1 protein-coding gene is annotated in these 222 nt (G+C 61.3%); it reads right to left on the bottom strand.

Features of this window, described 5'->3' with window-relative positions:
* Window positions 1-63: 63 nt before the first annotated feature.
* Window positions 64-222, bottom strand: a 159-nt coding sequence (locus tag D1227_RS20250) for a transposase (RefSeq protein ID WP_233352900.1), incomplete at its 5' end; no start/stop codon positions are given.

Raw genomic sequence — 222 nt, 5'->3', positions numbered from 1 at the left:
TGCTCTGCCCCACAGGGGTGGTCCACCGGTAATGTTAGTCCGGCGGTTTCCACGTAGCGGCGTTCATGCCGCTACCTCGTCACAGTAAGGCGGTATGAACGCCGCGGGCAAGATGGTTTGTGGAGCGGGTGGCCGGTAGCCCAGAGAAGAGTGTGGGCGCGCGGTGTTGTAGTGCCGCCGCCAGGTTTCGATCAGGACTTTGGCCTCCCTGAGATCATAGAA

It is taken from the genome of Henriciella mobilis (genome assembly GCF_003576315.1).
In the GTDB taxonomy this organism is placed as follows: domain Bacteria; phylum Pseudomonadota; class Alphaproteobacteria; order Caulobacterales; family Hyphomonadaceae; genus Henriciella; species Henriciella mobilis.
The sequence above is the reverse complement of the archived record's forward strand: the minus strand, read 5'-3'. Positions and strand labels throughout refer to the sequence as shown.